The organism is Rhizobium sp. NPDC090275 (genome assembly GCF_044772225.1).
Taxonomy (GTDB): domain Bacteria; phylum Pseudomonadota; class Alphaproteobacteria; order Rhizobiales; family Rhizobiaceae; genus Rhizobium.
In genome coordinates, this window is record NZ_JBIVYL010000009.1 from 227,309 (window position 1) to 248,583 (window position 21,275).

The following is a 21,275-nucleotide window of genomic DNA, read 5'->3' on the forward strand; positions in this document are numbered from 1 at the left end:
ACCATGTTTATTCGCACCAATCGCAGGGCCAAGATCGTTGCTACGGTGGGCCCGGCGTCGAACACGCCCGAAAATGTTGAAAGCGTTGTTCGATGCGGGCGTCGACACATTTCGGCTGAATTTCAGCCACGGCTGCCGTGACGACCACGCTGCTGTCTATCGCCGTATCCGCGCCCTGGAAAAAGAGCGCGGAACAGCGATCGGCGTCCTGCAGGATCTCCAGGGACCCAAGATCCGCATCGGTGTTCTCAGAGAAGGGCGGCTCGATCTTCAAAAAGGCGCGGTCATCCGTTTCGCCTGCCACTCTGACCCGGCGACAGGACTGCTGGACATCCCCCTTCCCCACCGCGAGATCTTTGCGGCGGTCAAACCCGGCGACGATCTTCTAATCGACGACGGGCGGGTACGCGTGCGAACCACCGGCGTTGAAAATTGCGATATCGAAGCGCAAGTTATCGTTGGAGGCACGATTTCTAACCACAAGGGGGTCAACGTTCCCGGCACGGTTCTCGACATGTCACCGCTTACACCGAAGGACCGGCAAGACCTCGAATTTGGGCTGGAACTCGGCGTCGATTGGATCGCCTTGTCCTTTGTGCAAAAAGCCAGCGACATGATCGAGGCACGTTCGCTCATCAGCCAGCGCGCTGGTCTTGTCGCCAAGATTGAGAAGCCTTCGGCTCTGGAAGAGATAGACGACATCGTCATGCTTTCGGATGCAATCATGGTTGCCAGCGGCGATCTCGGCGTAGAAATTCCGCCGGAAGACGTGCCGGGCAAGCAGAAAGAACTCATCCGAGCCTGTCGTATAGCGGCAAAGCCGGTGATCCTCGAAGCCACCGAGCCGCCGATCGCCCAGACGCCGCCCCACGCTGTTGCGGCAGCGGCTGCCGACGTTGCGGTAGCGCTCAAATCTCCCCTGATCGTTACCTTCACCGTTGGTGGAACGACGGCATCGCGGGTCTCGCGCGAACGCCCACCGCTGCCCATCCTGGCTATGACGCCATCGCAACATGTGGCCCGCCAAATGGGGCTGATGTGGGGCGTCGTCAGCTATCGCTGGGAGAATATTGATACCTATGAACAATCAGTCAAGCGGGCGAAACAGATTGCGCTGCACACTGGTCTTGCCGAAGCAAAGGACCATATTGTCATCATCACCGGTTTTCCGTTTGCAACCGCTGGGGGCACGAACAATCTCTTCGTTGCACAGGCTGTATGAGTTGAGGCAAATTGGCTTTTAAGCGGCTTGCAATAGCCAGGCACTGGGAGGTCGTCGCAGAATTCGGACAGTCGAAAGTTATATCATCGGTTTCACATGACGGGGCCGGTCTCCCAGGAAACAAATTCATTATCGCCAACCCCAAGGGTATCGTGTCTAGTCTGCATGCAAGAGGCGACATTAAAGGAAAGCGTTACATCCACGATCTAGAAGCTTCACATACCTATGTCTCATCGTTCATGTCGCACTTGGTTGAGCGCCGCAAGGTTCTCCCCACCAGTCGATATAGTGCAGAAGCTTCTCCGGATCATCGACGATGCGGCGCGCTCCGTCAGGAGACATTTGGCGCCATGACATCTGCGAAGCTTCCGACTGATCCCCCTTCCCGCCTTTGTTCAGCGGAATGTCGAGTTAGGGTCGGCCGAGAGCTAAAGTTTTGCAAGGAATAATAAAGCGTCACGCATTAAAGCATTTAGACCTCACGCTACAAGGCCGATGACTACTCCGGCCCTTCAAGCCCACTTTGATTGCGAATGGGAATTCGCGACGATCTTATCCACCAGCTTCAGTGGAATGCAGTGAGATGTTGATAAAGTGAGGGATTTTGCATCATGTGCGCTGACTTCCATTTTTGGCAGTGGCCAAAAAAGAGCGGGTTGAAGCTTTGCGCATCGACAGGACGACCTGCGCGTGACTTCCCAATTAGATGACTGCGACACCGTCCCGACTCCAGAACCTTAGAATGCACAAGCTTTGGCCGCGTGGAACAAAGGCACTTAGTGGCGGCTCAATCGTGCTGGCGGAGAACAGCAGGGATTGATGTTCCAGCTGTGGCGCTCTCAAGCTTCTTCACTCCGACAAACGGTACGGCTGCGGCAACGGCCTTAATTGCAATAGGCCCATACTTGTCTGCGAGGTCTTCGATAGAAGGCTTTTGTGAATTCTGCTTCGTGGGCATAATTTGTCTCCTTACAATCATCTGCGGGTACTTTGAACGGCACCACCCGCTGTGTGCTTGGTTTTGTGTCTTACGAGGAGTGCGATGAAGATCACGATGACGGGTGCAGCCAATGCGACGGCCAACTCGGCATCCAGCCTAGGCTCGCGGTGAGCCAATCCCTTGAGAAAGTATCCGAGCAAACCGACAACATAGTAGCTGACCGCGGCTATTGATAGGCCTTCGACGGTCTGCTGGAGGCGAAGCTGAAGCTGCGCGCGCTCGTTCATGGTCTGAAGGATGTCCCTGTTCTGCCTTTCCATCGCGACATCCACCTTCGCTCTAAGAAGCTGAGTTGCTCTCGCAAGCTTGCGGGACAGGTTGATTTGCCGCTCCTCGAGCGAGAAGCATGTCTGAAGCGCGGGCGCCATTCGTCGGCTTAGGAATGCCTGGAATGTCTCTCGATCTGCTACGGCTTCGAAGCCTATGGCAGCGATCCGACCGTGGACAATGTTCTGATAGGCTCGGCTTGCGCCAAACCGATAGAGAGAACGCGCAGCCCCTGCTTCAAGTCGGGCCGCAAGAATGACCAGCTTGTCTAGCAGGCCTTCGTTATCCTCTAACGATTCTGTTTGTGTCATCTGTTGTGTCGCCTCTACAAGTGAGCGCTCGATCTCCCGGACTGTCGGCTCAAGGCGGTGGGCTTCAGGAAGGCAAAGCAATGCTAGGACGCGATAGGTCTCCAATTCGAGCAAACGTTGAGCCAGAGCGCCGACCCTCATTGGAGGCACCCCGCTATTTACGATCACGATCTTCACGAACCCCTGCGGATCCGCCTTGAAGTCTGTGGCGACAGTCGCTGCGCCCCCTTCGGCTGTCATCACACATAGGGACTCCTTGGCAAACATGGCCTCAAGGTCGGGAGCTGACGCAGCGTCTACGATACGAAGATCAATGGAAACCAGGTGCGGACCGGGCTGAACCAGCGAGTACATTTCCGGCGCGATCTGCGCCGCATCCATGTTGAGCTCCTCGTCGTTCGGACACTTCTTGTACCAGCAGTAGCTCGAGAACTCGCTATGACGCTCCCATCGCAGTTGGACGTCACCCAGCGATAGTCGGTGATGACGTGCATCACACGGAACGCCGCTCCCCCCGTTCTCGGCGGAAAATTCCGACAGTACGGTAACTTCAGCATCACGTTCTGCGGAAGTCGATTGAAACGCGAAATGGATCAATCGAGCTGGCGTCTCAATTGGCCGGAATGGTCTCGCGTGGACCTCGTTCAGGACGGTCGCCCTATCTTGATGCGGCGACAAGCCAGGGGCCGCCGCACCTATGTCAATTGTCTCAAACGTCATCGATCCCGCTCCTCTCGGCATCGCTTGATTTCGATCAGGGGAAGAGACCGCGCTTGCGCTTGGCGCTGAGCACTCTCTCGACACCTATCGAGAGCGCCGCATCACGGTGCGTCAGTCCTCGTGTTTTCGAAAGACGAACGACCTCTTGGAACGACTTCTCCAAAGTCCGGTTCAAGCGATCGTTGACTTCGCTTTCGTCCCAGAAAAGCTGCTGCAGCCCTTGGACCCACTCGAAGTAGGACACAATCACGCCGCCGGCATTGCAGAGGATGTCGGGGATGACAAAGATATCGGGACGGTTCCGCAGAATATCGTCTGCTTCCGGCGTTGTCGGCCCGTTGGCCCCCTCAGCGAGGATGCGGCAATCGATCTTGCCTGCGTTGTGCTCGTCAATTACCCGTTCGACAGCGGCTGGAACTAGAATATCGCACTTCTGGACCAACAGCTCGGCAGCGTCGAACAATCCTTCCTTCGAGTATCCAGCGAGCGCACCCGTTTTTGCAACGTGGGCGTCCAGCGACCGCACGTCTAGTCCCTTTGGATCATAATAGGCGGCACTGTGGTCGCTTACACCAATGACGCGGACTCCGGACGCAGCCAGTGTCAGGGTTGCAACAGAGCCCACATTTCCGAACCCCTGAACGATCGCGGTGGCGCCATCAAGGTTCAGACCAATCGTGTCTGCGGCGCGGCGGATTAGATAGGCCACGCCACGCCCGGTAGCTTCGCGTCGTCCTACCGTCCCGCCTGTATCGACAGGCTTGCCAGTGACAACCTCCGACACCGTCTTGCCTTGATACATGGAATAAGTGTCCATGAACCACGCCATGACCTGCTCGTTTGTGCCCATATCCGGTGCCATAACGTCAGTGTGAGGCCCTACGAACGGGATCATCTCCTGCATGTAGCGTCGCGAAAGTGCCTCAAGTTCCCGCTTCGAGAGTGCCCTGGGATCCACAGCAATGCCACCCTTGGCACCGCCATACGGGAGGCCCGCTAGGGCACACTTCCAGCTCATCCAGATAGCCAGCGCGGCCACCTCCCCGACGTCTACGTTCGGAGCAAACCGGGTGCCACCCTTTGTGGGGCCAAGCGTAAGATGATGTTGGACCCGGTATCCCTGATAGACGGCAACAGAACCGTCATCACGATGGATCGGGCATGACACCGCAAGGACTCGTTTCGGCATGAGGATGCGGGCCCGCTCATGAACCGGAATATCCAGATGATCAGCAACAGTGTGGAATTGCCGGCTCGCCATCTCGAAGACAGGGCCGGTGTATACAGACGACGCTTGCATTTCGAATGATCCGTTTTCTAGTCTTGGAATTTGATCATCGTACCGCCGCCGGTAGCCTGATCGGTTGGCAACACTTCAATCCGAGCGACATCGACAAAAACCGGAAGCTCAATGGCGTTCGCTATGATCGACGAGACATTTTCTGGTTGGATTGAACGGTATCCGTCATAGAGCAGTGCACGGGCAGAGTTTCCGGCCATAGCCGTCCGATAGAGGTCGGTCTGAACGCGGCCCGGAACCACCTCAGTCACCCGAACTGAGGTTCCCAAGAGATCGCAGCGAAGGTTGTCGCAGAAGAGGCTCAAACCTGCTTTCGAGGGGCCGTAGGCTCCCATGCTCGGATAAGGTGCTCGACCGCCGCTTGAGCCAATGTAGATCAAATGCCCACGCTTCCGCTTTACCATACCCGGCAGCAAGGCACGGGTCAGATGCATCGGCGCCTTGAGATTCACGTCGATCATTGCGTCGATTTCGGCAGGATCCATCTCGTGAAAAGTCGCTCGTGTTGAGAGGATTCCAGCATTATTGACCAGGATGTCGACTTCAACGCCTTCGAGCGCGCTGGCAATCTTGTCGGTGTCGCGCACGTCTGCTTTGATCGTGACGACCCCACTGGCCGCCGAGAGCTCGTCGAGCTGTTCTTGGTTGCGGCCAACGGCATAGACACTCAGGCCTCGGCGGTTCAGCTCAAGTACCGTCGCTCTGCCGATACCGCTTGTCGCGCCCGTCACGACGGCGTTGCGGTAGGTATCAAACATAGATGTAACCACCGCTGATGACGACGTTCTCGCCAGTGGCATAGGTGTTGCGGCTCGACGCCATCATGACGATCCATTCGGCCATTTCGACGGGTTCCGCCGCTCGTCCAAGCGCGCTAGCCTTCGTGAGCTCCGGAAGGAAACCCAGTTCCTTTGCCCGGTCGGTTGCGAAACCTGCGGGAGCTACTGAATTAACGAGAATCTGGTCTTTGGCGAATTCTGCCGCAAAAGATTTTGTGAGACTGACGACCGCCGCCTTCGTTGCCGCGTAATGGGCATTTTGTGGATGAGCCTTGAATGCGTCCACGGAAGTGACGTTGACGATGCGACCGGTCACGTCGGGTGGATTGACGAATTGCCGCATGTGAAGGACGGCTGCCACCATCATGTGGTAGGTACCCTTGACATTGATGGCGTTTTCCAGATCCCACTCGTCATCGGTGATTTCGAGAATTGGCCGCCGCGGATATATTGCCGCGCTGTTGACCACCGCATTTACCCTGCCAAGCTTCTCTACGATGTCGGCAAAGCCTTTATGCGCGGCTCCTGCTTGCGAAATATTGGCAACCGCGGTTGCGACCTCAACCCCTGAGGCGCGCAGCATCTCGGACGATGAGGAAAGAAGCTCAGCATTTCGATCAATCAGGCCGATTTTTGCCGCCCCGTGCGCTGCCATTAGCTTAGCCGTGGCGAGCCCAAGACCCGATGCGCCCCCGACAATGACAACAGTTTGACCCTTCATGCCACGCCTCTTTTTCATTGAAGGTTTCATTTTGTATGTTATCACTTATATGCCAAATTTTTTTTGACACAAGTGCCGCCCTTGCTCTTTCCGTGGTAGCTTTCGGAGATTGTCCCTTACCGCTCCGGGGCCGCCCATAACAGAGTTGCTTTCATGATACCTTATCTCGCGTCTACTTCCACCGCCCTCGCTCCTCCTACGCTTGCCGAGCGGCTTATTGAGATTGGTTTTACCGGCGATGTTGAAACTGACCTGAGCACTCGCTCCGTTCTGTCGACTGACAACTCGATTTACCAAGTTGAGCCCTTGGCCGCCGTCTTCCCACGGCACGCGCAGGATTTGCAGATCATTGCTAGGGTTCTGAACGAACCGACATTCGCCGGTATAGCCGTCACGCCGCGAGGCGGCGGCACCGGGACCAACGGACAATCCCTGACGAACGGCATTGTTGTCGACTGTTCTAGGCACATGAACCGGATCCTCGAAATAAACCCGGTCGCGCGCGTAGCCCGTGTCCAGTCCGGAGTCGTCAAAGACCAACTCAATCGAGCTTTAAAGCCATATGGCCTCTTCTTCGCACCAGAACTGTCTACGTCAAATCGTGCTACCATCGGTGGCATGGTCTCGACTGACGCCTGCGGCCAGGGTTCGTGTCTTTACGGCAAGACGTCAGACCATGTCTTGGGGTTGCGCGTGGTTCTGACCGACGGCACGGACTGGTGGTCTCGTCCTTTAGAAGAAAGCGCGCTTCAAGAAGTCCTGACCCGCAAGGACCGGGTCGGCGAAATCCACCGGACGATTTCCTTGATTGCGAGGGACAAAGGCGAACGCATCGCCGAAGTCTTTCCGAAATTGAACCGCTATATGACCGGCTATGATCTTGCACATATTCGCAGGCGGGATGGACGCTTCGACCTCAACGCCATCTTGTGCGGCTCCGAAGGCACTCTGGCAATGATCGCCGAGGTGGAAGTCAACCTTCTGCCGCTCCCAAAACATGTCGCGCTCGTCAACATCCGGTATGACAACTTCAGTAGCGCGCTGGAGGACGCGCGCCGGTTAACCGTTCTCAGCGTAGCGTCGGTCGAAACCGTCGATGAAAAAGTCCTCACACTCGCCAAAGGGGATATTGTCTGGAGCGCGATCGACCGCTTCTTTCCCGAGGACCCCTTGGTCCCCTCAAGTGGGATCAACATCGCCGAGATCCTGGCAGATTCTCCCGAAGAGCTTGAGGAGAAACTTCAAAGCGTGACGCGTTCGCTCGACGGCGATCCCCTCGCCCGCCGTCTGGGTTATACCGTGGCTTATGGGCATGTGGAAGCCGAGGCAATTTGGGCGATGCGCAAACGCGCCGTCGGTTTGCTTGGGAACGTAGAGGGGCCAGTCAGACCAGTTGCATTTGTCGAAGACACGGCCGTTCCTCCCGAACATCTCGCACCCTTTATTCGTGAATTCCGCGCCCTCCTCGACGACGCCGGCCTTTCCTATGGAATGTTCGGTCACGTCGATGCTGGTGTCTTGCATGTTCGCCCGGCGCTCGACCTTTCGCGAGAAGACCACGTACCTTTGGTCCGCGACATCTCGGACGCCGTCGTTGCGCTTACGCGCAAATACGGCGGTGTACTGTGGGGGGAGCACGGTAAGGGCGTGCGGTCAGAATATGTTCCTGAATTTTTCGACGATCTCTACCCATGCCTCCAAGACATCAAGCGTGCTTTCGATCCAGACAACCGACTCAATCCGGGAAAGATCGCGACACCAGATGACACGCCTCTTTTGAAGATTGACGAGGTACCCTTTCGCGGCGCCGTCGATAGGTCACTGGGCAAAGAGATACGGGCGGCCTTCGACAATGGAACTTACTGCAACGGGAATGGGGCATGTTTCGATTTCGATGAGACCAGCCCGATGTGTCCCTCTTACAAAGCCACGGGTGATCGTCGGTATTCGCCAAAAGGCCGCGCCACTCTCATGCGGGAATGGCTGAAACAGCTTGTCGCCCAAAACGTCCATCCGGTTAGGCAAGCAGAGGCGATACGAAAGAAGAACACTCTTTCGGCTTTTCCACGTCGGCTTCTCAACTCTCTAAATCCCGCCAACCGCACCGACTTTTCACACCAGGTTCGCGAGGCCATGGACACTTGTCTTGCGTGCAAGGCTTGCGCTGGTCAATGCCCGGTCAAGGTCAGTGTCCCATCCTTTCGCGCCAAATTCCTTGAACTGTATTATAGCCGCTATGTGCGGCCGCTCAAGGATCCATTGGTCGCGGCCATCGAGACAACGCTTCCATGGATGGCGAAAATCCGGCCGATCTATAATTTCGTTGCCACGACGTCGGTCGGCCAGCGTCTTATGCGGCTGATGGGGCTGACCGCACTACCGGCATTGCCCACGGTTTCGCTTGCCAAAATCACATCCAATCGGAATGTCGCGATCGCCGACGCAGGCCTATTGGCAACCATGTCGAAGGAGGATCGACATCGCTGCGTCATCTTTGCTCCGGACGCCTTCACTGCGTATTTCGATCCACAGGTTGTCGAGGCTGCATTGATCCTGGCGGAAAAGCTTGGCCTGATCGCGCTACTTGCTCCGACCTTCACAAACGGCAAGGCACTTCACGTTCACGGCTATCTCGGCAAATTCGCCTCCGAAGCAAGAAGGACTGCCAAAAAACTGAACGAACTCGGCGATTTCGGCATCCCGATTGTTGGACTCGACCCTTCTATGACTTTGGCGTTTCGCAGTGAATATAAGAGTTCGCCGGAGATTGCACTGAGCGCGTCGATCCTTCTTCCGCAGGAATGGCTAATGGACTGTCTCCGCGGCGAGAGGTCACGAGACGCGGACAGAAGGAAATTCAAACTCATGACCCATTGTACCGAGCGGTCGAACGTAGCGTCGTCGGCAACGCAGTGGCAGGCTGTGTTCGCCGCGCTTGGCATTGATCTTACCGTCGAAAACGTCGGATGCTGTGGAATGGCTGGGACTTTCGGACACGAAGTGCGCAACCGAAAAATCTCGGAAAAGCTATACGATATGAGTTGGCGTCCTGTCCTGGCGCGTGCAGGAGGCACCGATGTGCTTATGGCGACCGGCTACTCATGTCGATCTCAGGTCAAGCTGATGGAGCGGAAGCGAGTTCCTCATCCCTTGGAGATAGTAGCCGAGCTTGTTGAGACGAGCGATGCGGGCGCGTATACAGCGATCAAGTCGTAAGGAGATTTTTTTGTCAATTATCACACAGCGGGGCAACCTCGCAGAAATTGTCGTTGCAAGACTCACAGATCGTATCGAAACCGGACAATACGGGCCGGGCGAGCGGATCCCATCAAGCTTGCAACTCTGCGAGGAGTTCGGCGTTTCGCGCACGGTAATCCGCGAGGCGCTGACATCTTTGAAAGTCGCCGGGCGAGTGACTACTCGACAAGGCGCTGGCGTCTTCGTCACTGGCAGAGACGGCAACACCATTTCCTTCGAGATCAGTCGCATTGAAGATATTCGGTCGGCGATGCAGATCCTCGAACTGCGTCTCGGTGTCGAACTTCAGTCCGTGGCTCTCGCCGCCTCGCGTCGAACCCCTGAAGCACTTGCGGAGATAGCCCGTGCGTTTGATTCCTTTGACAGATTGGAGAGCGACGACATCGAAGCGGAAGCGCGAGCGGATTTTGAGTTTCATCTTTCGATCGCGCGTGCGACGCGCAACCCACACTTCCCCAGCTTTCTCATAGCGGTTATGGAAAGCATTAACTTCGATCTCTTGCTCAAACTTCGGCAATCGGGTCGAGCCCATACGAACTATGTAAAGAAAATCAATCGCGAACATGGATCGATCGTTGCTGCAATCACGCAAGGTGACTCAAAGGCTGCTCGACATGCTATGGATGTGCATCTGTCTGAAAGCTTAAACCGATATCGTGCACTGCTCGAGGACGTCGTTGAGCACGGCGGTTCTAGAGCCAATTGATCTGTATGGTTTGCGGCCAAGTAAATTCAATATTTACTACATATTCGGATAGACCGGCCCCTCGCCGCCCTGGGGCGGGACCCAGTTGATGTTCTGGTTCGGGTCCTTGATATCGCAGGTCTTGCAGTGGACGCAGTTCTGGGCGTTGATGACGTAGGTCTCCTGCCCGTCCTTCTCCACCCATTCGTAGACGCCGGCAGGACAGTAGCGGGTCGAGGGACCGGCGTAGATGTCGTGCTCCGACGACTTCTGCAGCGCCATGTCCTTGACCTGCAGATGCACCGGCTGGTCTTCCTCGTGGTTGGTGTTCGACAGGAACACCGAGGAGAGACGGTCGAAGGTCAGGACGCCGTCGGGCTTCGGGTAATCGATCTTCTTGTGCTGCGAGGCCGGTTCCAGCGATTGGGCGTCGGTCTTGCCGTGGCCGAGCGTGCCGAAGAAGGAGAAGCCGAACAGCGTGTTGGTCCACATGTCGAGACCGCCGAGGCCGATGCCGACAAGCGTGCCGAACTTCGACCAGAGCGGCTTGATGTTGCGGACCTTCTTCAGGTCCTTGCCGATATCGGTCTTGCGCCATTCGTTCTCGATCTCGATGATTTCGTCATTGGCGCGTCCCGCTTCGATCGCAGCGGCGATCTTCTCGGCCGCGAGCATCCCTGATAGCACGGCGTTGTGGCTGCCCTTGATGCGGGGAACATTGACGAAACCGGCCGAGCAGCCGATCAGCGCGCCGCCGGGGAAGGTCAGCTTCGGCACCGACTGCCAGCCGCCCTCCGTGATGGCGCGGGCGCCATAGGAGAGACGCTTGCCGCCCTCGAATGTTCCGCGGATCGCCGGATGCGTCTTGAAGCGCTGGAATTCCTCGAAAGGATAGAGATAGGGGTTCTTGTAGTTCAGGTGCACGACGAAACCGACGGCCACCATGTTGTCTTCGAGATGGTAGAGAAACGAGCCGCCGCCCGCCGCCATGCCGAGCGGCCAGCCGAACGAATGCTGCACGAGACCTTGGCGGTGGTTCTCCGGCTTGACCTGCCAGAGTTCCTTGATGCCGATGCCGAATTTCTGCGGCTCGCGATCCTTCTGCAGATCGAACTTGGCAATGAGCTGCTTGGCGAGCGAGCCGCGCACGCCTTCTCCAACAAGCACGTATTTGCCCAGCAGTTCCATGCCGCGGGTAAAGTTCGGGCCGGGCTCGCCGTTCCGCTCGATGCCCATGTCGCCGGTCGCGACGCCGATGACGGCGCCCTCGTCGTTGTAAAGCACCTCGGTGGCGGCAAAGCCCGGATAGATCTCGACGCCGAGCGCTTCCGCGTGGCCCGCCAGCCAGCGACAGACATTGCCGAGCGAGACGATATAGTTGCCGTGGTTGTTCATCAGCGGCGGCATGAGCACGTTCGGCAGACGGATCGAGCCGGCCGGGCCGAGCACCAGGAAGTGGTCGGCGTTGACTTCGGTCTTGAAGGGATGGTCGCTTTCGCTGCGCCAGTCCGGCAGCAGGCGGTCGATGCCGATGGGGTCGACGACGGCGCCCGAAAGGATATGCGCGCCCACTTCGGCGCCCTTCTCCAATACGACGACCGAAAGATCCGGATTGACCTGCTTCAGGCGGATAGCGGCCGACAGGCCCGCCGGTCCACCGCCGACGATCACCACGTCGAATTCCATGCTTTCGCGTTCCGGAAGCTCGACCATCAAAGCGCTCTTTGCAGCTCCGGTAGGGCTTCGAACAGATCGGCGACGAGACCGTAATCGGCGACCTGGAAGATCGGCGCTTCCTCGTCCTTGTTGATGGCGACGATGACCTTCGAGTCCTTCATGCCGGCTAGATGCTGGATAGCGCCCGAAATGCCGCAGGCGATGTAGAGCTGCGGGGCGACGACCTTGCCGGTCTGTCCGACCTGCCAGTCGTTCGGAGCGTAGCCCGCATCGACCGCAGCGCGCGAGGCGCCGACGGCAGCACCGAGCTTGTCGGCGACCGGCAGGATGACTTCCTGGAACTTCTCGGCAGAGCCGAGTGCGCGGCCGCCGGAGATGATGATCTTGGCAGAGGTGAGCTCCGGACGGTCGGAGGCCGAAAGCGCGTCCTTGACGAAGGTCGAGAGACCCGGATCCGAAACGGCCGGGATGGCATCGACGGCAGCCGAGCCGCCTTCCGAAGCCGCGGCGAAGGAAGCTGTCCGGACGGTGATGACCTTCTTGGCGTCTGTTGCCTGAACGGTCTGGATGGCGTTACCGGCATAGATCGGGCGCTTGAAAGTGTCGGCGGAGACGACTTCGATGATCTCGGAAATCTGCGCGACATCCAGCAGGGCGGCAACGCGCGGCAAGACGTTCTTGCCGGTCGAGGTCGCGGCCGCGATGATCGTGTCGTAGCTGCCGGCCAGCGAGACGATCAGGTCGGAGAGCGGCTCGGCCAGATTGTTGGCGAGGTCGTCGCTTTCGGCGAGCAGAACCTTGGAGACGCCTGCAAGCTTTGCGGCCGCATCGGCAGCAGGTTTGGCGCCCTTGCCGGCCACCAGCACATGAACGTCGCCGCCGATCTTGGAAGCGGCCGTCAGTGCCTTGCCGGTCTGGTCGGAAAGAGTTGCGTTGTCGTGGTCAGCCAGAAGAAGAATGGCCATGGTCGTAAATCCTTTCTCGAACCTTAGAGGACACCAGCTTCGGTCTTGAGCTTTTCGACAAGCTCGGCGACCGATTTGACCTTGACGCCTGCCTTGCGGCCGGAGGGCTCTTCGGTCTTCAGCACCTTGAGGCGCGGCTCTGTGGAGACGCCGAAATCAGCCGGGCTCTTCTTGTCGAGCGGCTTCTTCTTCGCCTTCATGATATTCGGCAGCGAGGCATAGCGCGGCTCGTTGAGGCGAAGGTCGGTGGTGACCACAGCCGGGAGCTTGACGTCGATCGTCTGCAGGCCGCCATCGACTTCGCGGGTCACGGTCGCCTTGCCGTCGCCGATCTCGATCTTCGAGGCGAAGGTGGCCTGTCCGGTGCCGAGGAGGGCAGCGAGCATCTGGCCGGTCTGGTTCGAGTCGTCATCGATCGCCTGCTTGCCGACGATGACGAGGCCAGGCTGTTCGGCCTCAGCAACGCCCTTCAGGATCTTGGCGACAGCGAGCGGCTCGACGGCGTCGTCGGTCTCGACGAGAACGGCGCGGTCGGCGCCCATGGCGAGCGCGGTGCGCAGCGTTTCCTCGGCCTTGGCCGGACCGATCGAGACGACGATCACTTCCTCAGCCTTGCCGGCTTCCTTCAGGCGCAGCGCTTCTTCGACGGAGATTTCATCGAATGGGTTCATCGACATCTTGACGTTGGCGAGCTCAACACCGGTACCATCCGGCTTGACGCGGATTTTCACGTTGTAATCAACCACCCGCTTCACTGGGACGAGAATTTTCATGGGGTCCTTTACCTATGCGAATGTGTACGCGGTCTTCACCGATGTGTAGAATTCTGCCGCATAGCGGCCTTGCTCGCGAGGCCCGAAGGAAGAACCTTTTCGTCCGCCGAACGGAACGTGGAAATCGACTCCGGCGGTCGGCAGATTGACCATGACCATACCAGCTTCCGAATTGCGCTTGAAATGCGTCGCGTGTTTCAAGCTCGTAGTCGCGATTCCAGAAGAAAGCCCGAAATCAGTATCGTTTGCCACCGCAAGGGCTTCGTCGTAGTCTTTCACGCGAATAACCGCAGCCACCGGACCAAATATTTCCTCACGCGCGATCCGCATCTGGTTGGTCGCTTCGGTAAAGAGTGCCGGTTGCAGGAAGAAACCGGGCGTGTCTCGCTCGATGCGATCCCCGCCAAAGGCGAGCTTCGCCCCCTCCTTGCGACCGATCTCGATATAATCCACATCCTGTTTCAGCTGGCTTTCGTCTACGACAGGGCCAATATGAGTTTCGCTTTTCAACGCATCATCGATCACCAGACCTTGCAGGCGACTGGTCAAAGCCGCGACGAATCGGTCATGGATCCCTTCGGTGACAATAAGGCGCGATGACGCCGTGCAGCGCTGACCGGTCGAGAAGAAGGATGAATTCGCCGCCGCCTCGACGGCAACGGAAAGATCGGCGTCGTCGAGAACGAGGAACGGGTTTTTGCCGCCCATCTCCAGCTGGAATTTTCGATTATGTTCAATTGAGGCGAGCGCAACGCGCTTTCCGGTGCCGACTGATCCTGTGAAAGTGAGCGCGTTGACATCAGGGCTATCAAGCATTGTCTGGCCCACGACACTGCCCCGGCCCATCACCAGGTTGACGACGCCGGCTGGAGCGCCCGCTCGACTGAGGATGTCAACCAGAGCCCATGCGCAGCCGGGAACGAGATCGGCTGGCTTCAACACAACAGTGTTCCCGTAGGCGAGCGCGGGGGCGATCTTCCAGGCAGGAATTGCAATGGGAAAATTCCACGGTGTGATGACACCGACGACACCGATCGCATCACGCGTAATCTCGACGCCAACGCCAGGGCGAACCGATGGCAGCACTTCCCCTGTCAGACGCAGCACTTCTCCGGCAAAAAAGTCGAAAATTTGCCCTGCCCGCGTGACTTCTCCAATCGCTTCGGGAAGCGTTTTTCCCTCTTCCCGAGCAAGCAGTCGGCCAAGCTCTTCCTTGCGGGTCATGATCTCGTCACCGGCTCTCTTCAGCAGCGCGTGCCTTTCGAGAATCGGAGCGCGTGACCAAGACGGAAAAGCGGCCTTGGCCGCAGCGATCGCTGCACGCGTTTGTTCCGACGATGCGCGAGCATACTCTCCGATCACGTCGTTGGTGTTCGATGGGTTGATGTTGGCGGAAGCATCACCTCCCACCCATTCTCCCGCGATAAGGTTCTTGTGTAGCATGGATTCTCCTCGCTCAATGCAGGCCAAGGTAGGCCTTGCGGACCTCTTCGTTATCCAGGAGGTAAGCGCTTTCCCCCGAAAGATGGATGCGCCCATTGACCATGACATAGGCGCGTTGCGAGAGCTTCAGCGCATGGTTGGCATTTTGCTCGACAAGAAAGATCGTCTTGCCCATAGCCGCAATCTCGCCGAGCACTTCGAAAACGCGCTTAACTACCAGTGGCGCCAGTCCCAGCGACGGCTCATCAAACAGGATCAACTCCGGACGCGCCATCATTGCCCGCGCGATTGCCAGCATCTGTTGCTCGCCACCCGACATGGTACCAGCGGTCTGATTGCGGCGTTCCTTCAGACGTGGAAACAGTTCGAACATCGTCGCCCGGTCTTCCTCGAAATGCGCCATGCCGATGGGCGTCGTGCCCATCATCATGTTTTCCTCTACGCTCATGTCCTGGTAGATCTGCCGTCCTTCTGGCACCAACGCGATGCCGCGCCGGGAGATGCGGTTGGTCGCAAGCTTGGATATGTCCTCTCCATTATGCATGATCCGGCCTGCAGAAGCCCTTGGTGCGCCAAAAATCGACGACAGGAGTGTCGTCTTGCCAGCGCCGTTGGCACCAATCAGGCTAACAATCTCGCCTTTGGAAATGAAGACGTTGACATCCTTAAGCGCCTCCACCGGACCATAATGGGCGTGAACGCCCGAAAATTCCAGAAGCTTCGTCATCCGCTCACCTCTTCTTCACTTACGCCGAGATAGGCGGCGACGACGGCCGGATCATTCGCCACATGATCGGGAGATCCATCGGAAATTACCTCTCCGTGGTCGAGGACCACGATGTGCTGGGAGATACGCATAACAAGGCCCATGTCATGCTCAATCACCAGAACCGTCTGATGATGCTCGCTGCAAAGCCGCTGAATGAGTTCTGACAGCTCCCGTGTTTCAGACGGGTTCAACCCCGCCGCCGGCTCATCAAGGCAGATCAGCTGCGGACCTGTACACATAGCCCGTGCTATCTCGAGCCTACGCTGCCGACCGTAAGGCAATTCACCAGCCAGTCTGTTGGCATCATCGGCAAGATTCATCTCGCGGAGCCAAAAGTAGGCGCGATCCACCGCTTCGCGCTCGGCGCGTCTAAAAGCCGGCGTTCTCAAAACGCCACTGACGACGTTGTTTGCTGTTATCCTGTGCTGAGCAACCAGCAGGTTTTCGATGACGGACATTTCCTTGAACAGGCGGATATTTTGGAAAGTTCGCGCAATCCCTGCGCGCGTGACAAGATGTGATCCGCCTTTGATCGGAGCCGTTACCAAAGTGCCGATATCAATCGACCGGTCGTGTTGGTTTAGCAGGACCTGACCTTCACTAGCTCGATAGAATCCAGTTATGCAGTTGAACATAGTGGTTTTGCCTGCGCCGTTGGGGCCGATGAGGGCCGTGACGGTGCCGAGCTCGACGGTGAAGCTGACGTTGCGATTAGCGACGATGCCGCCGAAACGCATAGTCACATTGCGAACGTCCAGAAGAGGTGTAGTCATTGGGCAATCTCCGAACTCACTGCGAGTGGCAATGGGGCGGTCTCGCCGGGTTTACTTGGAAAAAATGCGGGTCGCTTGACTCGAACCAGACCGCGGGGTTTCCAGATCATCATGACGACCATCAGGATACCGAATACGAGGACGCGGTACTCAGCGAAGTCACGCAACAGTTCCGGCAGGACAGTAAGCACAAGCGCCGCAGCAATCACGCCGACCGTCGACCCAAGACCGCCGAGCACGACGATGGCAAGGATCAGAGCGGATTCGAAGAAGGTGAATGAGGTCGGGTTAACGAAGCCCTGGTGAACCGCGAAAAATACGCCGGCCAATCCCCCCGTGGATGCTCCAAGCATAAATGCTGTCAGTTTGGTGAAGACATGGTTCACGCCGAGCGATCTGCAAGCAATTTCGTCCTCGCGAAGCGCTTCCCACATCCGGCCAAGGGGCATGACACGCAGGCGTTCGACTGCATAGATGACCAGGCAGACAACGAGGAAAAGCACCAGATAGATAAACCAAAACTTGTAGTCAGCACTGTAGGGGATACCAAAGTATTCGTGGAACGGAACGCCGCCCTGGCGGGCTGACCGCGTAAACTCCAGACCGAAGAAGGTCGGCGGGAGCACCGGGGCGCCGTTCGGCCCGCCGGTAAAATCAAGCCAGTTATTGAGCACAAGCCTGATGATTTCTCCGAAACCCAGAGTGACAATCGCTAGATAGTCGCCATGCATTTTTAGGACCGGAAAGGCCAGGATCATACCGAATAGGCCAGCCAGGAACGGCGCGATGATAAGCGCGCCCCAAAAGCCGATGCCAAGATATTGAGATCCCAAAGCGAGCAAATAGGCGCCAACAGCGTAAAATGCGACATAGCCAAGGTCCAGCAGACCAGCGAGACCGACGACAATGTTCAGGCCGAGACCCAGAAGGCAATAGATCAAAGCGAGGATAGCAATGCCAAGAATGTATTTGTCGGCCAAGAAGGGTACGCTTAACCCCGCCACAAACAACAGGCAAAGGATGATCGCCGGCGACCTTTCTTTTCCCGTCATGACAGTGACGCCATGACTGCTTGCGGCAGACCGCCCGGCTAGTTTCTTGCCAATTGACGTCATTCCGATCAGAGACAGGGCTATTCTGCCGGCCGTGACAGCCAATGCCAAAATGATCGCCCGCATTAGTTCGTTGCGGAACGAAAAGCCCTCGAGGATGAGACCCGAGATCGGACCAAACAGGATAAGGGATATGGTGAACGTCAGGAGCGCCTGCTTCATGAGGCCAGAAATCTTGTTGCTTTCCATCACGCTTCTCCCTCACACTTTCTGGATTTCCGGCCGGCCGAGTAGACCGTAGGGCCGGAAAAACAGCAGAACGATCAAAAGACCGAAAGCGAAGACATCCTTATAGTCGGTGCTGACGTAGCCGGCGAAAAGCGCTTCGCACAGACCGAGCAAGACTCCGCCTAGTACAGCGCCAGGCAGCGAACCGATCCCGCCGAGGACGGCGGCAGTGAATGCCTTGATCCCCATCACGAACCCGATGAAAAAGTTGAACGAGCCATAGTTGAACGTCACGAGCGTGCCGCCGACGGCAGCTGTCGAAGCTCCGATGACGAAAACCGTCGAGATAATACGATCGGTATTGACCCCAAGAACCGCCGAAATGCGGATGTTCTGCTGCGTCGCGCGGCATTCGCGTCCGATTTTGGTGTAGCTGATGACATAGGTGAGTATGCCCATCGCGATAAGGGATGCGACCAAAATGACCGTTTGCATGTAGGTGATTTGCGCAAAATGCTCTTCGGTACCGAAGCGGAAAGCGCCCTGAATGAGGATTGGCACACCCTGGTCCCGCGCCCCTTGCGAAATCTGAACGTAGCTCTGCAACATGAGCGAGATACCGATCGCCGATATCAGAGGCGCCAGCTTGGTCGATCCCCGTAGCGGCCGGTACGCAACGCGTTCGATTGCCCAGCCATAAACGGCGGTGATCAAACAGGTAATTACTAGTATGGAGATCAGAGCGAATGGGACTGACTGAACACCGAAGAAACCAAGCACAGCAAGTGTGATCGCAGCGATATAGGCAGACACCATGTAGACGTCGCCGTGGGCAAAGTTGATCATGCGAATAACGCCATAGACCATAGTGTACCCCACCGCGATGAGACCATAGATCGTTCCCAGCGTGATCCCGTTGATCAGCTGCTGCGCCAAGATGTACAAATCCATGGCGAACCCCTTTTTGTTGTTTTTGGTAAGTGAACCGGCCGGCATTGCCGACCGGTCATGCTAGTCAGACAGTTTACTTACGAACAGGCGTACCCTTGTCGTCGAAGGTGTAGAAGACGAACTTGAAGTCCTTGACGTCGCCCTTTTCATTCCAGGCGAGATCACCGACGGCGGACTTGACGCTGTTCGAGCGAAGCCACTTGATCTGTTCTTCAACGCTGCCGTCCTTGGTGCCCTTCAACGCGGCCACGATTGCCTGGGCGCTGGCGTAGCCAAAGAGCGTGTAGTTATCCGGAGCGATATTCTGCTTCTTCAGATCGGCCAACGCCTCCGCCGACGCAGGATCGTCCTTCGGATCGGCAGCTGAAGAGTAGTACACGTCCTTGAGATTCTGCGGACCACCGGCGGCGGCGACGATTTCAGCCTGCGCCAGAGCGTCTCCACTGACGAAAGCGACTTTGAGCCCCTGCTCATGAATCTGACGGATCAGTGGGCCGGCTTCAGGAATGAGGCCTCCGAAATACACGGCTTTGGCGCCGGAGCTCTTAATTTTTGTAACCAGGGCATTGAAGTCGCGCTCGCCGCGGGTCAGACCCTCGTAAAGAACCGGCTGGATACCACGATCGGCTAGCGTCTTCTTGAGCGCGTCCACCAAGCCTTGCCCGTAGGTGTCTTTGTCGTGGATCAGGGCGACCTTGTCGACCTTGAGCGTCTCAAGGATAAAGGAACCGGCGACAACTGCCTGCTGGTCATCGCGACCGCAGGTGCGGAACATCGTTTCGAAGCCACGATCGGTGACGACTGGGTTCGTAGATGCGGGCGTGACGGTTAGGATGTTGGCATCGTTATAAATTTCGGAAGCCGGAATGGTGCTGGACGAGCAGAAATGTCCGACGACCGCCTGTACCTTGTCCTGATCGACAAAACGGTTGGCAACTGCAACAGCCTGCTTTGGCTCGCAGGCGTCGTCGCCCTTTACCAACTCGACCTGCTTGCCATCGATGCCCCCGGCCGCGTTAACATTCTTGATGTAAGCGGAGACACCGCTCCAGACCTGCTCGCCGAATGTGGCATTGGCCCCGGTCATCGGAGCGGCAACGCCGATCTTCACTACTTCTGCTGCGTAAGCGCCGTGCGACAACACCGCCGTGGCGATGAGTGCCGATGCGAGGAGCTTGGAAATATTTTTCATAGAGATTCCCCTGGTTAGTCCCCAGCGATGAAACCCAAGCGCACACCCAAGAGTGTGACTACCTGTATCGCCGGCCTCCCGATAGCACCTTCAAGGGCGATACCTTTGTCATTCCGACGGGCGGTCAGTGCTGAGCGGCTGGGTCGCCCATCTCCTTCCGGCCATAGAAAGACTGCATCAGTTGAGTGAAGGGCCAAACCAAGAAAGAGCGGCGATAGACAAGATTTACTTTCGTTGCATCGAATGTCTCATTCTCAGTCGAGATCGCTTCGCACTGACCAGTCTTCGGCGCAAATCCATTCGCAAAAGGTCGATATCACCTTGACCCGCTTGTGGGCTCTAGGCACTACGAGGTAGAAGCCCGGGACGTCCTTCTTGTCCATATCGGCAAGACGACCGATCCCGAAAGGTGCCACGAGTCGACCGGCCTTGATGTCGGACAACGCATCTAAGGTGGAGACAAGACCGACGCCGAGGCCCGAGACCGTTCCGCGGCGCATGGTGGCCGCATCTTGGAATTCGATTTCTCCGGCAAGTTCGGGTGCTTCGAGGCCTAGGTGACGGAGAACTTTTCCCCATAGATTGCGCGCCATGACGGGGTGCAGCAGAGTGAGCTTCGTGAGATCCTGCGGCTCCTTAATCTTGGCCGCCAAGCTTGGTGCGCAACAGATTATCTTGGGGTCATGAACCAGGAGTTGCGCATCATAGTCTTTCCAGGTTCCAAATCCCCACTGTATACAAACGTCGACCTCATCTGCTGCGAAATCGCGGATGTTGATCATCGTGGTCAGGCGGATGTCGGCGCCCGGCATCAATTCGCGAAATCGCTCCAAACGCTCCATTAAGAACCGAGTGGCGAAATAGGGGCTGACATTGATATTGATACGGTTGCGATAGGTCGAATTTGTGACGCGACGGATACCTTCTGTGAACTCGTCAAAGCCAGCTTCGATGAAATGTGAGAGAACGATCGCCTGCTCGGTCGGCTCGATGATCCGAGCCTTACGCTCGAACAATGGCACATGCAGAATATCTTCGAGGAGCTTGATCTGCTGGCTAACGGCTTGCGGGGTGACGAGGAGCTCGTCGGCCGCACTGCGAAAGCTGCCCTGACGCATGACGGCCCAAAAAGCCCGCAAAGCGTTAAGTGGCGGAAGACGTGTATGCTGACCAGCCAATTTAACCTCCG

General features: G+C 57.2%; 17 protein-coding genes and 1 pseudogene. 3 read left to right on the plus strand and 15 right to left on the minus strand.

The window, feature by feature from the left end:
- Positions 1-3: 3 nt before the first annotated feature.
- Positions 4-1,222, plus strand: a pseudogene (locus ACIQUB_RS22730) (pyruvate kinase).
- 787 nt (positions 1,223-2,009) lie between these two features.
- Here the strand turns inward: ACIQUB_RS22730 and ACIQUB_RS22735 are convergent.
- From ACIQUB_RS22735 to ACIQUB_RS22755, 5 genes are read right to left on the minus strand one after another with little or no spacing between them, the layout of a single operon-like run.
- Positions 2,010-2,180 (minus strand): hypothetical protein, encoded by a 171-nt coding sequence (locus tag ACIQUB_RS22735; RefSeq protein ID WP_402932457.1) that lies wholly within the window; start codon positions 2,178-2,180, stop codon positions 2,010-2,012.
- Between the two features lie 17 nt (positions 2,181-2,197).
- The gene (locus tag ACIQUB_RS22740; RefSeq protein ID WP_402932459.1) at positions 2,198-3,520 is read right to left on the minus strand and encodes a DUF3422 domain-containing protein; all 1,323 of its coding nucleotides are present in this window, start codon (positions 3,518-3,520) and stop codon (positions 2,198-2,200) included.
- Between the two features lie 34 nt (positions 3,521-3,554).
- A complete protein-coding gene (locus tag ACIQUB_RS22745; protein WP_402932462.1) occupies positions 3,555-4,820 on the minus strand; it encodes a Glu/Leu/Phe/Val dehydrogenase in 1,266 nt (421 codons plus the stop codon).
- A gap of 17 nt (positions 4,821-4,837) precedes the next feature.
- Entirely contained in the window at positions 4,838-5,578 is a 741-nt protein-coding gene (locus tag ACIQUB_RS22750) for an SDR family oxidoreductase (RefSeq protein ID WP_402932465.1), read from the minus strand.
- Positions 5,571-6,320 (minus strand): SDR family NAD(P)-dependent oxidoreductase, encoded by a 750-nt coding sequence (locus ACIQUB_RS22755; protein WP_402932468.1) that lies wholly within the window; start codon positions 6,318-6,320, stop codon positions 5,571-5,573. The genes ACIQUB_RS22750 and ACIQUB_RS22755 overlap by 8 nt, the downstream gene beginning before the upstream one ends.
- Before the next feature lie 153 nt (positions 6,321-6,473).
- Here ACIQUB_RS22755 and ACIQUB_RS22760 point away from each other — a divergent pair, with 153 nt between their 5' ends.
- Together ACIQUB_RS22760 and ACIQUB_RS22765 are read left to right on the plus strand one after the other, a co-directional pair.
- Positions 6,474-9,536 (plus strand): FAD-binding and (Fe-S)-binding domain-containing protein, encoded by a 3,063-nt coding sequence (locus ACIQUB_RS22760; RefSeq protein ID WP_402932471.1) that lies wholly within the window; start codon positions 6,474-6,476, stop codon positions 9,534-9,536.
- A gap of 10 nt (positions 9,537-9,546) precedes the next feature.
- Positions 9,547-10,284: a FadR/GntR family transcriptional regulator gene (locus ACIQUB_RS22765; RefSeq protein ID WP_402932474.1), complete on the plus strand. Its 738-nt coding sequence runs from the start codon at positions 9,547-9,549 to the stop codon at positions 10,282-10,284.
- A gap of 36 nt (positions 10,285-10,320) precedes the next feature.
- Here ACIQUB_RS22765 and ACIQUB_RS22770 read toward each other — a convergent pair whose 3' ends face one another.
- The 10 genes from ACIQUB_RS22770 to ACIQUB_RS22815 form a co-directional block, all read right to left on the minus strand.
- Positions 10,321-11,976, minus strand: a complete 1,656-nt coding sequence (locus ACIQUB_RS22770) for an electron transfer flavoprotein-ubiquinone oxidoreductase (protein WP_402932478.1) — start codon at positions 11,974-11,976, stop codon at positions 10,321-10,323.
- A complete protein-coding gene (locus ACIQUB_RS22775) occupies positions 11,976-12,905 on the minus strand; it encodes an electron transfer flavoprotein subunit alpha/FixB family protein (protein ID WP_402932480.1) in 930 nt (309 codons plus the stop codon). Before ACIQUB_RS22775 ends, ACIQUB_RS22770 begins: the two co-directional genes overlap by 1 nt.
- Before the next feature lie 23 nt (positions 12,906-12,928).
- Entirely contained in the window at positions 12,929-13,678 is a 750-nt protein-coding gene (locus tag ACIQUB_RS22780) for an electron transfer flavoprotein subunit beta/FixA family protein (protein ID WP_402932483.1), read from the minus strand.
- A 12-nt stretch (positions 13,679-13,690) separates the two neighbouring features.
- Positions 13,691-15,121 carry an aldehyde dehydrogenase family protein gene (locus tag ACIQUB_RS22785; RefSeq protein WP_402932486.1) on the minus strand — a complete coding sequence of 477 codons (1,431 nt, stop codon included), beginning with the start codon at positions 15,119-15,121 and terminating at the stop codon, positions 13,691-13,693.
- Between the two features lie 13 nt (positions 15,122-15,134).
- Complete coding sequence (locus ACIQUB_RS22790; RefSeq protein ID WP_402932489.1) at positions 15,135-15,848, minus strand: ABC transporter ATP-binding protein; 714 nt, start codon at positions 15,846-15,848, stop codon at positions 15,135-15,137.
- Positions 15,845-16,663: an ABC transporter ATP-binding protein gene (locus ACIQUB_RS22795; RefSeq protein ID WP_402932492.1), complete on the minus strand. Its 819-nt coding sequence runs from the start codon at positions 16,661-16,663 to the stop codon at positions 15,845-15,847. The genes ACIQUB_RS22790 and ACIQUB_RS22795 overlap by 4 nt, the downstream gene beginning before the upstream one ends.
- Positions 16,660-17,964, minus strand: a complete 1,305-nt coding sequence (gene livM / locus ACIQUB_RS22800; protein WP_402932495.1) for a high-affinity branched-chain amino acid ABC transporter permease LivM — start codon at positions 17,962-17,964, stop codon at positions 16,660-16,662. The genes ACIQUB_RS22795 and livM overlap by 4 nt, the downstream gene beginning before the upstream one ends.
- A 12-nt stretch (positions 17,965-17,976) precedes the next feature.
- Positions 17,977-18,894 (minus strand): branched-chain amino acid ABC transporter permease LivH, encoded by a 918-nt coding sequence (locus tag ACIQUB_RS22805; protein ID WP_402932498.1) that lies wholly within the window; start codon positions 18,892-18,894, stop codon positions 17,977-17,979.
- Positions 18,895-18,967: 73 nt separating this feature from the next.
- On the minus strand, positions 18,968-20,005 hold the full coding sequence (locus ACIQUB_RS22810) for a branched-chain amino acid ABC transporter substrate-binding protein (RefSeq protein ID WP_402932501.1): 1,038 nt from the start codon (positions 20,003-20,005) through the stop codon (positions 18,968-18,970).
- A 335-nt stretch (positions 20,006-20,340) separates the two neighbouring features.
- The gene (locus tag ACIQUB_RS22815; protein WP_402932505.1) at positions 20,341-21,264 is read right to left on the minus strand and encodes a LysR substrate-binding domain-containing protein; all 924 of its coding nucleotides are present in this window, start codon (positions 21,262-21,264) and stop codon (positions 20,341-20,343) included.
- Positions 21,265-21,275 lie beyond the last annotated feature (11 nt).

What these genes read in the sequence shown, in the direction of transcription:
- ACIQUB_RS22735 (WP_402932457.1), bottom strand. Translation starts at nt 2,180, where the DNA reads ATGCCCACGAAGCAGAATTCACAAAAGCCTTCTATCGAAGACCTCGCA.
- ACIQUB_RS22740 (WP_402932459.1), bottom strand. Translation starts at nt 3,520, where the DNA reads ATGACGTTTGAGACAATTGACATAGGTGCGGCGGCCCCTGGCTTGTCG.
- ACIQUB_RS22745 (WP_402932462.1), bottom strand. Translation starts at nt 4,820, where the DNA reads ATGCAAGCGTCGTCTGTATACACCGGCCCTGTCTTCGAGATGGCGAGC.
- ACIQUB_RS22750 (WP_402932465.1), bottom strand. Translation starts at nt 5,578, where the DNA reads ATGTTTGATACCTACCGCAACGCCGTCGTGACGGGCGCGACAAGCGGT.
- ACIQUB_RS22755 (WP_402932468.1), bottom strand. Translation starts at nt 6,320, where the DNA reads ATGAAGGGTCAAACTGTTGTCATTGTCGGGGGCGCATCGGGTCTTGGG.
- ACIQUB_RS22760 (WP_402932471.1), top strand. Translation starts at nt 6,474, where the DNA reads ATGATACCTTATCTCGCGTCTACTTCCACCGCCCTCGCTCCTCCTACG.
- ACIQUB_RS22770 (WP_402932478.1), bottom strand. Translation starts at nt 11,976, where the DNA reads ATGGTCGAGCTTCCGGAACGCGAAAGCATGGAATTCGACGTGGTGATC.
- ACIQUB_RS22775 (WP_402932480.1), bottom strand. Translation starts at nt 12,905, where the DNA reads ATGGCCATTCTTCTTCTGGCTGACCACGACAACGCAACTCTTTCCGAC.
- ACIQUB_RS22780 (WP_402932483.1), bottom strand. Translation starts at nt 13,678, where the DNA reads ATGAAAATTCTCGTCCCAGTGAAGCGGGTGGTTGATTACAACGTGAAA.
- ACIQUB_RS22785 (WP_402932486.1), bottom strand. Translation starts at nt 15,121, where the DNA reads ATGCTACACAAGAACCTTATCGCGGGAGAATGGGTGGGAGGTGATGCT.
- ACIQUB_RS22790 (WP_402932489.1), bottom strand. Translation starts at nt 15,848, where the DNA reads ATGACGAAGCTTCTGGAATTTTCGGGCGTTCACGCCCATTATGGTCCG.
- ACIQUB_RS22795 (WP_402932492.1), bottom strand. Translation starts at nt 16,663, where the DNA reads ATGACTACACCTCTTCTGGACGTTCGCAATGTGACTATGCGTTTCGGC.
- livM (WP_402932495.1), bottom strand. Translation starts at nt 17,964, where the DNA reads ATGGAAAGCAACAAGATTTCTGGCCTCATGAAGCAGGCGCTCCTGACG.
- ACIQUB_RS22805 (WP_402932498.1), bottom strand. Translation starts at nt 18,894, where the DNA reads ATGGATTTGTACATCTTGGCGCAGCAGCTGATCAACGGGATCACGCTG.